Source organism: Streptosporangium oxazolinicum, assembly GCF_039537505.1.
In the GTDB taxonomy this organism is placed as follows: domain Bacteria; phylum Actinomycetota; class Actinomycetes; order Streptosporangiales; family Streptosporangiaceae; genus Streptosporangium; species Streptosporangium oxazolinicum.
The window spans coordinates 1-11652 of the sequence record NZ_BAABAQ010000005.1 but is presented as its reverse complement, the minus strand read 5'-3'; the positions used below and the strand labels follow the sequence as shown (position 1 = coordinate 11652).

The following is an 11652-nucleotide window of genomic DNA, read 5'->3' as shown; positions in this document are numbered from 1 at the left end:
CTCGACGTCTTTCATCCTCGTCGTTCTCTTGCCTGGATCACCAGCTAATCAGAAGGATTCGTCGAATGTGACATTCCCTTCGACGGCTATCTGGTAGGCCGAAACCCGCCGTTCGAAGAAGTTGGCCAGCTCCTGCACGTCCTGCAACTCCATGAAGGCGAACGGGTTGGCCGTGCCGTACCGGACGGGCATCCCGAGCCTGACCAGGCGCTGGTCGGCCACGTACTCCAGGTATTGGCGCATCTGGTCCACGCTCATCCCGAGCAGGCCGTCGCCGCACAGGTCGGCCGCGAAGGCCAGCTCGGCCGCGACCGCCTCCTCGATCATCCGGGTGACCTGCTCGGTGAGCTTGTCGTCGAACAGGTCCGGCTCCTCGGCCCGTACGGTCTCCACGACGCCGAAGGCGAACTCCATGTGCATGGACTCGTCGCGGAACACCCAGTTCGTCCCGGTGGCCAGGCCGCCGAGCAGACCCCGGGACCGGAACCAGTAGACGTAGGCGAAGGCCCCGTAGAAGAACAGCCCCTCGATGCACGCCGCGAAGCAGATCAGGTTGAGCAGGAACGCCCGCCGGTCCTCCCGCGTCTCCAGCCGGGTCAGCCCGCCGAGCGAGTCGATCCAGCGGAAGCAGAACTCCGCCTTGTCCCGGATCGAGGGGATGTGCTCGACAGCGGCGAAGGCCTTGACCCGCTCGTCCGGGTCGGGCAGGTAGGTGTCCAGCAGGGTCAGGTAGAACTGGACGTGCACCGCCTCCTCGAACAGCTGCCTGCTGAGATACAGGCGCGCCTCGGGGGCGTTGAGGTGCTGGTAGAGGTTGAGGACGAGGTTGTTGGCCACGATCGAGTCGCCGGTGGCGAAGAACGCCACGAGGCGGTTGATCAGGTGGCGCTCCTCGGGCGTCATCCTCGCCAGGTCCGCCAGGTCGGAGGTGAGGTCCACCTCCTCGACGGTCCAGGTGTTGCGGATCGCGGCCCGGTAGCGTTCGTAGAACTCGGGGTAGCGCATCGGCCGCAGGGTGAGGTCCATGCCGGGGTCGAGCAACATCGGGAAATGCCTTTCTGGGTGGTCACGGCGGGGCTTCCGAGGGACTGGGACGGCTACTGGCAGGCGTCGCAGTACTCGGGGTTCTCCAGGGAGCAGGCGACGGCCTCGGGGTCGAGGACGGCCCGCTCCACCGGCGCCGCCACGGTGGCCTGCGCGATCCGGGTGGCCGGGCGCGAGCGCAGGTAGTAGGTGGTCTTGAGGCCCGACTTCCAGGCGTAGGCGTACATCGAGGAGAGCTTGCCGATGGTCGGCGTGGCCATGAAGAGGTTCAGCGACTGCGACTGGTCGATGTACGGGGTGCGCGCGGCGGCCAGGTCGATGAGTGCCTTCTGCGGCAGCTCCCAGGCGGTCCGGTAGAGCGTCCTCAGGTCGGCGGGGATCTCGGGGATGTCCTGCACGGAGCCGTCGGCGCGCTTGATCGCGTCGCGGATCTGCGCGGTCCACAGGCCACGGGCCTGGAGGTCGCGGACGAGATAGCGGTTGACCTGGAGGAACTCCCCCGAGAGGGTCTCGCGCTTGAAGACGTTGGAGACCTGCGGCTCGATGCACTCGTAGCAGCCCGCGATGGAGGCGATCGTGGCCGTCGGCGCGATCGCGATCATCAGCGAGTTGCGCAGGCCGGTCCCGGCGATCCGCTCCCTGAGCTCCGCCCACTCCGCCGACCCCGCCGCCCCGTAGTGGTCGGGGTGCAGCACCCCGGCGGCGGCCCTCGTCTCCTCGTACGAGGGATGGCGGCCCCGCTCCACGGCCAGGTCGGAGGAGGTCCGGTAGGCGGCGAGCGCGATCTCCTCGGAGATCCTGGTGGACAGCTCCAGGGCGCGCGGCGAGTCGAACGGCAGCCGCAGCGTGAACAGCACGTCGGCCAGGCCCATCACGCCGAGCCCGATCGGGCGCCACCTGCGGTTGGCGGCCTCCGCCTCGGGGGTCGGGTAGAAGCCCAGGTCGATGGTGCGGTCGAGGAAGCGCACGGCGGTGCGGACGGTCGCGCGCAGCCGTGCCCAGTCGACCCCGTCCCCGGCCTCCGCCGACAGATGGGCGGCGAGGTTGATCGAGCCGAGGTTGCAGACGGCGGTCTCCGCGTCGCCGGTGACCTCCAGGATCTCGGTGCAGAGGTTGGACAGGTGGATGACGTTCTCCGGCCTGGCCGTCTGGTTGGAGGTCCGGTTCGCCGCGTCCTTGAAGGTCATCCAGCCGTTGCCGGTCTGGGCGAGCGTGCGCATCATCCGCCCGTACAGGGTGCGGGCCGGGATCTGCCGGGTGAAGCGGCCCTCGGCCTCGGCGGCCCGGTAGGCGTCGTCGAACGCGGCGCCGTACAGGTCGGTGAGGTGCGGGACCTCCTTGGGGTCGAACAGCGACCAGACGCCGTCGGCCTCGACCCGGCGCATGAACTCGTCGGGGATCCAGTTGGCCAGGTTCAGGTTGTGCGTGCGGCGGGCCTCCTCGCCGGTGTTGTCGCGCAGTTCCAGGAACTCCTCGACGTCGGCGTGCCAGGGCTCCAGGTAGACGCAGGCCGCGCCCTTGCGGCGGCCTCCCTGGTTGACCGCGGCGACGCTGGAGTCGAGCGTGCGCAGCCAGGGCACGATGCCGTTGGAGTGGCCGTTGGTGCCCCGGATCAGCGAGCCCCGCGAGCGGACCCTGGTCCAGGCGATCCCGATGCCCCCCGCGTACTTCGACAGCCGCGCGACCTGCCCGTAGCGCTCGTAGATGGACTCCAGTTCGTCGCGGGGCGAGTCGAGCAGGAAGCACGAGGAGAGCTGGGGCCTGCGGGAGCCGGAGTTGAACAGCGTGGGCGAGCTGGGCAGGTAGGACAGGGTGGCCATCAGCGCGTACAGCTCGGCGGCCTCCTCGACGGTCTCGGACAGGCCGCAGGCCACCCGGAGGAAGAAGTGCTGCGGGCGCTCCAGGACCTTGCGGGTTCGCGGGTGGCGCAGCAGGTAGCGGTCGTAGACGGTACGCAGCCCGAAGTACTCGAACCTGGCGTCGGCCTCCGGGTCGACGAGCGCGTCCAGGACCCCGGCGTGGGCGGCCACGAACTCCGCGAGCCCGTCCTGGATCAGCCCCGCCTCGTGGGTCGCGGCGACGGACTCGGAGAAGCGGCGGACGCCGTGCTCGGCGGCCTCGTCGGCGATCAGCTCGGCCAGCATCGCGGCGGCGACCCTGGAGTTCTCCGGATCGGTGATCACCCGGGCGGCCGCCTCGTCGATGGCCAGCCTGCGATCGTCCGCCGCGCTCCCGGTGTTTCCGGTGCTCCCGGTGCCCATCGTGGCCGCCGCCGCGTTCCCGGTGTTCCCGGTGTTCCCGGTGGTTCCGGCGCTCCCCGTGGTGGTCTCCGCCAATGCCTGTGTCACGTAGTGCCCCTCGCTCGCTCGAACTTCCCCGTACGGCTCCGCCGGAGGGGCACGCGTCCGCGAGCGATCCCGGGCACGCCGGATCGCCTCGTTCCGCGGGCCCTCCCACGAGGCCCTGGACAGTCACGTCACCGGCAGGTCTTCGGACTCACGGGCGCACCGCACATGCCTACCGGCCGTCGCTTCCCAGGCATGGTTCGCCCAGTGCTTGACTGACGGCTTTCGTTCCCGTTCACCGCTGCGGGGCAGTCACCGGAATCTCACCGGGTTCCCTCTTGCCTCGCCCCTCGCGGGGCGAACCAGCAACGAGCAGGATCCTACATCTAGGGGCGTCTGACGCAACTACCCCAACAGGTTGTGTCGGAGGACTTCAACAGCCCGAGCTCGTGGAGGACACCGCGGGTGCGTGCCGTCTCGGTGAAGAGCCACTGGCGAAACTCGTCGCCACTGAGATAGACCCGGCTCCAGCCGTGGGCAGCGCACAGGGAACGCCAGCGCGGCGCGGCGTCGATCCTGTCACACAGGTCGATCGCGGCGTCCCGGTCCCCCGGACTCATGTCCTTGGGGCCCAGCAGGCCGCACCAGTCGCTGTACTCCAGCCGGACGTCGACCTCCATGAGCGTCGGCGCGTCGATCCCGTCGATCCGGCCGCCGGAGGAGACCACCAGGGGCCGCAGACGGCCCGCCCTGATTTCAGGCCGCAGGGCGCGCGCCGATCCCAGCAGGGCCGCCACCCGGCCGACCTGGAGCGCCTCGGCGGCATCCTCGGGGGCGAGGTATCCGGCGTACTCCAGCAGCCGGGTGTCCACCCCGAGGCACTTGCCGATCATCCCGTAGAGCACGTGGTCGGAGCCGCCCTCCGCCCCGCCGCCGACCGTCAGCCCCGCCGGGTTCCCGCGCAGCCGCGCGGCGAAGTCCTCGAAGGTACGCAGGCGGGAGTCGGAGGGGACGACCAGGACCGCCCAGTCGCCGACCAGGCGGGCGATGGGGGTGGCGGCGTTCACCACGGCGGTGGTGTTGGCGATCTCCGCGGCGGCCACCATCGGCATCGCGGTGACGAGCAGCCTGCCTTCGCGCGCGAAGGGGCCGTGGAAGGCGCCGAACGCGTCGCGCGGGGCGGAGCCCAGGGCACCCCGCCGCTCGACGGCCATGGCGGTACGCGCCAGTCCCGACTGGACCAGGACGGTCGCCAGCCTGCCCGCGATCCCGTCCCAGCCGTGGCCGTCGGCGGTCGGTTCGAGGATGAACAGGCGCTTCACCGCCGGACCGGCACCGCCGCCCGCGTCACACCCCGCGGCGACCAGGACCCCCGCCGCCAGTGCGAAAAACCCCCTGCGGCGCATAAGCGCCCCTTCCCCCAGGAAACCCTCACACCAAAGGTTACTTCTTACTCACTTTCTGTGACGAAGCGGGGGTATGTGGAAATGTCGCCCGCACTCGGACATGAGTCATCGGACCGCGCGGGAGCCCGAAGAGCCCCCCGGTGCCCACAGCGCCCCCGGCAGGCCGGAGCGAGGCCGGGGCACCGGGGGCGCGGGGGCGAGAGGCAGGGGCTGAGGGTCAGGAGCTGCGGGGCCTCACTCCACCGTGACGCTCTTGGCCAGGTTCCTGGGCTTGTCGACGTCCCGTTCCAGCGCCACGGCGGCGTGGTAGGCGAAGAGCTGGAGCGGGATCGAGAGCAGGATCGGGTCCAGCTCGGTCTCGTTCTTGGGCACCACGACGCAGTCGTCGGCCAGCTTGGGGTCCGTCGTGCGGTGGCCCACCATGAGCACCCGGCCACCCCGGGCACGGATCTCGCCCAGCGTGGTGAGATTCTTGTCCAGCAGCTCGTCGTCGGGGACGATCGCCACCGTCGGCATGTCCGGGCCGATCAGCGCCAGCGGCCCGTGCTTGAGCTCGCTCGCCGGGTACGCCTCGGCGTGCACGTACGAGATCTCCTTGAGCTTCTGCGCGCCCTCGCGGGCCACCGGATAGCCCCTGACCCGGCCCACGAACATCATGCTCGGCGACTCGGCGTACTTGCCCGCCAGCTCCCTGATCTGCGGCTCCAGCGCCAGGATCTCCTTGATCTGGTCCGGCAGCCTGCGCAGGCCGTCGCAGATCCTGCGGCCGTCGGCGGGAGACAGGTCACGCACCCGGCCCAGGTGCAGCGCGAGCAGCGCGAAGGCCACGGCGGTCGAGGTGAACGCCTTGGTGCTCGCCACCGAGACCTCGGGGCCCGCGTGCAGGTAGACGCCGCCGTCGCACTCGCGGGCGATCGCGCTGCCCACGGTGTTGACGATGCCGAGCACCCTGCCGCCCTTGCGCTTGAGCTCCTGGACGGCGGCGAGGGTGTCGTAGGTCTCCCCCGACTGGCTGATCGCCACGTAGAGGGTGTCGGCCTCCACCACCGGGCTGCGGTAGCGGAACTCGCTCGCCGGTTCCGCGTCGGCCGGGATGCGCGCCAGCTCCTCGATGAGCTGCGCGCCGATCTGGCCCGAGTAGTACGCGGAACCACAGCCGATGATCTTCACCCGGCGGAACGAGCGGGTCTCCCGCGCGTCCATGTTGAGACCGCCCAGGTGGGCGATGTGGAAGCGGTCGTCCAGTCGCCCGCGCAGCGTCCTGGCCACCGTGTCGGGCTGCTCGGAGATCTCCTTGAGCAGGTAGTGCTCGTAGCCGCCGGTGTCGTAGTGCCCGGCCTCCCAGTCGACGGTCAGCGTCTCCTTGGCCGTCTCCCGCGCGTCGCTGGCGAAGGTGTTGAACCCGTCGGCTCGCAGCACGGCGATCTCGCCGTCCTCCAGGTGGACCACCTGGCGGGTGTAGCGGACCAGCGCGGCGACGTCGGACGCGGCGAACATCTCCTTCTCGCCGATGCCCAGCACGATGGGGCTGCCGTTGCGCGCCACGACCACCTCGCCGGGACGCTCGGAGTCGATCACCGCGATCCCGTAGGTGCCGACGACCCGCTTGAGCGCGGTCCTGACGGCCTCCTCCAGCGAGTCGGCCTCCTTGACCGTACGGGCGATCAGGTGTGACAGCACCTCGGTGTCGGTCTCCGACAGGAAGATCGCGCCGTCGGCCTCCAGCTTGGCGCGCAGCTCGTCGGCGTTCTCGATGATGCCGTTGTGCACGACGGCGATGCGCTCGTCACCGGACAGGTGCGGGTGGGCGTTGATGTCGCTGGGCGCGCCGTGGGTGGCCCAGCGGGTGTGGCCGATGCCCAGGCCGCCCTTGAACCGCGCGGGCACGACCGCCGCCAGGTCGGCCACCCGGCCCTTGACCTTGCGCATCCTGAGGCCCTTGTTGGAGACGACCACACCGGCCGAGTCGTAGCCCCGGTACTCAAGACGCTGCAGGCCCTCCAGCAGGATGGGTGCCGCGTCCTTGGGCCCTACATAGGCCACGATTCCGCACATGTAGCCACTCCTTATCCATAAATGATCGAGGTGCCGTCGTCTGTTACCCGTAGACGATCCGGCGAAGCTGTCGCAGGGAGAGTTCGGGTGCCGCGACACGGCGTACCGCCAGTTCGGCGGCGATCCTGGGGAAGATCTCGTCGTTGACCAGCCCCCTGGCCTTGAGCTCCGTGTGGCGCCGCCGGACGAACTCGTCGACGGGCTCGGAGAAGTAGGCCAGCACGTCCGCGACGACCCGTGCCGCCTCGCCGGGACCGAGCGCGCTCGTCCGGGTCAGGTGGGTGATCAGATCCTCATGCGGATTCCGCGCCGTGGACACAGAGCAGGACCATACGCATCCAGGAGAGAACACACCAAGTTTCCTGCCCGATTTCGGGCAGAGAATCTCTTCAACATCTCAACCCCGCCGCAATGCGCGACAGTCGGTAATCTCTGATAACTCTAGGTAGTTACCAGAGGGGGAGGAACCGCTATGCGCCGCCTGCCGGGGATCACCGTCGTCGCCGCTCTCGCCGTCCTGGCCTCGGTCGTCCCGGCGGAGGCGGCCCGTCCCGGGGATCGCCCGGCGCGGCTCCGGACGCCCCCGGCCCTCTCCGGGACCACGGCACCACCCGGTACGGTGACGGGGCCGCGGTCCGGCAGGCAGGCCGCCTTCACCGAGGCGGCACGGGCGTACGGGGTGCCGGAGAGCGTGCTGCTCGCGGTCTCCTACCTGGAATCCCGCTGGGAGGGCCACGACGGGCTGCCCAGCGTCTCCGCCGGATACGGCCCGATGCACCTGGTCGACGGCCGGGCCGAACCCGGACGGCCCCACGGCGCCGGGGAGGATCCACGCGGCGACGAGACCCGGCCTCGCGTGATCGCCCTCCCGCCCATGGCGGCGGACCCGCCGGAGGACACCCTGCGACGGGCCTCGGAGCTGACCGGCCTGTCCCCCGTCCGGCTGCGCGAGGACACCTCCGCCAACATCATGGGCGGCGCCGCGCTGCTCGCCGACCACCGGCGCCGCACCGGCGGAGGCCCCCTCGACGACCCGGCGAGCTGGTACGACGCCGTGGCCCGCTACCCCGGCACCTGGGAGAGGGGCGCGGCGGGGAAGGAGGCGTCGCTGTCCTTCGCCGACGAGGTCTACGCGACGATGAGGACCGGCGCCTCCCGGGTGACCGACGACGGCGAGCGGGTCACCCTCCCCGCCACACCGGACGTGCCCAAACCCTCCGGGCCGTCCGAGTCGTCCGGACGCTCAGACCCCCATGGCCCCTCGGGCCCGTCCGGGCGCCCGGAACCCTCTGGATCCTCGGGCCCGTCCGGGCCGTCCGAGGCGTCCGGGCCGCGGGGACCGCTCCCCCTGGAACGGCGCGCCTCGCCCTCCGAACCACCCCTCGCGGCACCCACCCCCACCCCGGTGCCCGCGCCCGCTCCCACGCCCACCCCCGCCAAGAAGATCCCCATGATGCGCGCCAAGCGACCCGCCCCCGCGCCGGGACCCGACTGCCCGAAGAGCGTCTCCTGCGAGTGGCTCCCCGCCGCGTACAAGCGACTCCCGGGCGGCGGGTACGGCAACCACGACCGCTCCGACGGCCCCCGGGAGATCGACTACATCGTGATCCACGACGGGGAGACGAGCTACGACGCCATGACCCGCCTGGTCAAAAATCCCGCCTATCTGAGCTGGCACTTCACCCTCCGCTCCGCCGACGGCCACATCGCCCAGCACCTGCGGGCCAGGGACATCGGCTGGCACGCGGGAAACTGGTACGTCAACTCCCGCTCCATCGGCCTGGAGCACGAGGGCTACCTGGCCAGGGGCGGCGCCTGGTTCACCGAGGCGATGTACCTGGCCTCGGCCAGGCTGGTCCGCCACCTCGCGGCCAAGTACGACATCCCCCTCGACCGGGCGCACATCCTGGGACACGACAACGTGCCGGGCACCACCCCGGAGACCGTGGGCGGCATGCACGAGGATCCCGGCCCCTACTGGGACTGGGCCCACTACTTCGAACTGCTCGGCAGGCCGCTGCGCCCCTCGGGCGGCGACGCCGCGCTCTCGGTGCTGATCAGGCCCGACTACGGCACCAACCGGCCGGGCTTCACCGGCTGTACCGGGGGGTGCCGCAACCTGGGCGCCGCCTCGGTCTGGCTGCGCACGCGCCCCTCCGTCACCGCGCCGCTGGTCAAAGACGCCGGCAAGCACCCCACCGGCGACTCCACGTACAGCGTCTACGACCACGCCGCCCGCGCCTCCACCGGCCAGCGGTACGCGCTCGCCGAGCGCAGGGGCGACTGGACCGCGATCTGGTACCTCGGCCAGAAGGCGTGGTTCCACGACCCGGCCGCGGCCCCCACCTCCGTGCGCGCGTCCGGCCCCCTGGTGACGCCCAGGCCGGGCCGTTCCCCGGTCAGGGTGTACGGCAGGGCCTACCCGAAGGCACCCGCCTACCCGGGAGGCGTTCCCGTGCAGGCCCTGACCCCGCTGCAGTACTCGATACCCGCCGGGCAGGCGTACAGCTCCGGCCCGTCGACCCGGGCCTCGTACCTCAGGGCGTCCGCCTTCGACCCGTCGGAACACCGCGTCGTCACGGGCGGGATCCACTACCGGCAGATCCAGTTCGGGCACCGGATCATGTTCGTCCGGGCTTCCGACGTCCAGCCGGTCACCAGGTGAGGATCTCCGGCGGTCCGGCTCGTTGCGCACATCCGCCCCGCGGAGGCGCTAGAGTTTTCACGTGCCCCGGAGTCGTTTCCGGGGTTCACGCGGAAGTGGCTCAGTGGTAGAGCATCACCTTGCCAAGGTGAGGGTCGCGGGTTCGAATCCCGTCTTCCGCTCCGGCGGGCCCGCAGGGGCCTGACCGGTGGAGTGGCCGAGAGGCGAGGCAACGGCCTGCAAAGCCGTCTACACGGGTTCAAATCCCGTCTCCACCTCATTGCACGACCATCGGACCCTCCGGGATCCGGTAAAGTGGTGCGAGCGCCGAGGGGAAACCCGAAGCGAATACGCGGAAGTGGCTCAGTGGTAGAGCATCACCTTGCCAAGGTGAGGGTCGCGGGTTCGAATCCCGTCTTCCGCTCTGGTTCCACCCGAGGACGATTAGCTCAGCGGGAGAGCGCTTCCCTGACACGGAAGAGGTCACAGGTTCAATCCCTGTATCGTCCACCACCGTCCATAGCACTTATGGGCTGACCAGGTCAAACGGCCGCCAAAGTCCCAGCTCAGGGGCCTTGGCGGCCTTCTGGCTTTCCGGGTTGATGTCGGTTGTTCCGGGTTGTTGTCAGTACCGGTGCTGACATTGTGCTGACCCTCGACGCCCCTGCAAGCGCACAGACCGGACCTGAGAGTTCGCCCGATAGATGGGTGAACGGGGAGGGGAAGTATGATCTCTCCCTCCCTCGACTCATCCCGGCCCCTGCCCGGACCCTTCCAGGAAAGTCCGCCCGATACCTGCGGGGAAGGGGGTAGAGGGGGTTGGGGTCCCGCTCCTACCGGTTCAGGAGTCCCCAAGACTCCTACCGACCTGGTTAGTCCTACGAGCCGCCTTGAAGCGGCTCTAGTCGACAACTACCAACTCCTACGGATCGGCCTATAGGCCGATCCTCTGAAGGAATCGGGGGGCCCATACAGGCCCCCTAGAGATACTTCTTCCTTCTCACCCCCACCACGTCTCCGACTCCTGGGGGTGCTTCACCATGCCCAGGGCTCCCAAGAAGTGCCTGGAGGATGGCTGCCGTAGGCCAGCCATCACCAAGGGGCGGTGCGACGGGCACTACGTGCCCTGGGCACAGACGAGCCCCCGCAACCTCACGCGGCCGAGTAACGCCGCGACCTTGATGCGCCGCGCGAGGCGCCGAGACCACGACCGCTGCTACGTCTGCGGCGGCCCTGGGCAGAGTCGACCACGTCAAAGCCGTCGCTGACGGTGGCTCCTGGGAGCTGTCGAACCTCGCCTGCATCTGCCCCGCCTGCCACAACTTGAAATCCAGTGAGGAGGCCGCGCGGGGGAGGGCGCGTCACCGATGAGCGATGGAAATTACCCCTCGGGCAACTGCCCAAGCAGCAGTTGCGGTTCTTGTGCCGCTCCTTGCCAGCCTCTTGATTCAGACTCCTTCGACGCCCTCGTCGCTCGCGGCCCGCTCGACTTCGACTACGTCGGCCTCGCCGACGCCCAGTTCGACTCCGACGCCGTCGCGCTCGGCTGTGCGCGCTGGGACGACTCCCGCGCCACGTGCGACATCGAGTCCTGCATCAGCAACTACTTCTGCTTCGAGAAGTACTCCAGCTACGCCGACCTCGAAGGCGACCCCTGGGCCGCCGAAGGCGACGCCTACTTCTAAGCCGACCGCGAAGCCGACGCCCAAGCCAACGCCAACGCCAACGCCAAGGCCGACTACGGCGACGAGCAGCGTCAGCGCCTTTCTCCGCATCGCCGCTGGGGAGATGGGCATCTCCGGGGTGCCCAACAAGTACACGCAGTGGTACGCCTCCAGTCTGGGCAAGGGGAGTTACTTCCTCACCGCGCCCTGGTGCGCCATCTATGTTGCCTGGGTCGCGGAGCGGGCCGGTGTACGGGCCAAGGTTGGCACCGACGCCTACACGCCCACCTGGGCCGCCTGGTATGCCGGCAGGGGCCGTTGGGGCACTGCGCCCCGGCCGGGGGCGATTGTCTTCTTCGACTGGAGCGGCGGCAAGAGCCGCAGCAGGATCGACCACGCGGGCATCGTCGAGAAGGTCCACAGCGACGGCTCGATCACTTCGATCGAGGGCAACTCAAGCGGCCGGGTGCAGCGGGTCCACCGGACCAGCAGCATCGTCGGCTACGGATATTGGGCCTGAGTCCCCTACTCCTGGACTCAGTCTCAGCAGCAAT

The 11652-nt window shown here is 69.8% G+C and carries 9 protein-coding genes, 4 tRNA genes and 1 riboswitch; of the genes, 8 read left to right on the top strand and 5 right to left on the bottom strand.

Annotation, left to right across the window (positions count from 1 at the left end; translation table 11 throughout):
* Positions 1-48 precede the first annotated feature (48 nt).
* The 5 genes from ABD817_RS15540 to ABD817_RS15520 all read right to left on the bottom strand — a co-directional run bounded on the left by ABD817_RS15540 (position 49) and on the right by ABD817_RS15520 (position 7109).
* The gene (locus ABD817_RS15540) at positions 49-1044 is read right to left on the bottom strand and encodes a ribonucleotide-diphosphate reductase subunit beta (protein ID WP_344918611.1); all 996 of its coding nucleotides are present in this window, start codon (positions 1042-1044) and stop codon (positions 49-51) included.
* A gap of 53 nt (positions 1045-1097) precedes the next feature.
* Complete coding sequence (locus tag ABD817_RS15535; RefSeq protein WP_344918610.1) at positions 1098-3392, bottom strand: ribonucleoside-diphosphate reductase subunit alpha; 2295 nt, start codon at positions 3390-3392, stop codon at positions 1098-1100.
* 116 nt (positions 3393-3508) lie between these two features.
* A riboswitch (cobalamin riboswitch) is annotated at positions 3509-3711 on the bottom strand.
* 4 nt (positions 3712-3715) lie between these two features.
* On the bottom strand, positions 3716-4735 hold the full coding sequence (locus ABD817_RS15530; protein ID WP_344918609.1) for a tripartite tricarboxylate transporter substrate-binding protein: 1020 nt from the start codon (positions 4733-4735) through the stop codon (positions 3716-3718).
* Between the two features lie 234 nt (positions 4736-4969).
* Positions 4970-6790, bottom strand: a complete 1821-nt coding sequence (gene glmS, locus ABD817_RS15525; RefSeq protein ID WP_344918608.1) for a glutamine--fructose-6-phosphate transaminase (isomerizing) — start codon at positions 6788-6790, stop codon at positions 4970-4972.
* Between the two features lie 43 nt (positions 6791-6833).
* A complete protein-coding gene (locus ABD817_RS15520; protein WP_344918607.1) occupies positions 6834-7109 on the bottom strand; it encodes a hypothetical protein in 276 nt (91 codons plus the stop codon).
* A gap of 153 nt (positions 7110-7262) precedes the next feature.
* Between ABD817_RS15520 and ABD817_RS15515 the strand changes: the two genes are divergently transcribed.
* From ABD817_RS15515 to ABD817_RS15485, 8 genes are all read left to right on the top strand, one after another.
* A complete protein-coding gene (locus tag ABD817_RS15515; RefSeq protein WP_344918606.1) occupies positions 7263-9455 on the top strand; it encodes an N-acetylmuramoyl-L-alanine amidase in 2193 nt (730 codons plus the stop codon).
* Between the two features lie 89 nt (positions 9456-9544).
* Positions 9545-9616 (top strand) — tRNA-Gly (locus ABD817_RS15510).
* A 25-nt stretch (positions 9617-9641) separates the two neighbouring features.
* Positions 9642-9712 (top strand) — tRNA-Cys (locus ABD817_RS15505).
* Between the two features lie 74 nt (positions 9713-9786).
* A tRNA-Gly gene (locus ABD817_RS15500) sits at positions 9787-9858 on the top strand.
* 14 nt (positions 9859-9872) lie between these two features.
* A tRNA-Val gene (locus ABD817_RS15495) sits at positions 9873-9947 on the top strand.
* Positions 9948-10667: 720 nt separating this feature from the next.
* Entirely contained in the window at positions 10668-10805 is a 138-nt protein-coding gene (locus ABD817_RS39580; RefSeq protein ID WP_425583376.1) for an HNH endonuclease signature motif containing protein, read from the top strand.
* Positions 10802-11119: a hypothetical protein gene (locus tag ABD817_RS15490; protein ID WP_344918605.1), complete on the top strand. Its 318-nt coding sequence runs from the start codon at positions 10802-10804 to the stop codon at positions 11117-11119. Before ABD817_RS39580 ends, ABD817_RS15490 begins: the two co-directional genes overlap by 4 nt.
* Before the next feature lie 103 nt (positions 11120-11222).
* On the top strand, positions 11223-11618 hold the full coding sequence (locus tag ABD817_RS15485) for a CHAP domain-containing protein (RefSeq protein ID WP_344918604.1): 396 nt from the start codon (positions 11223-11225) through the stop codon (positions 11616-11618).
* The last annotated feature ends 34 nt before the right edge of the window (positions 11619-11652 follow it).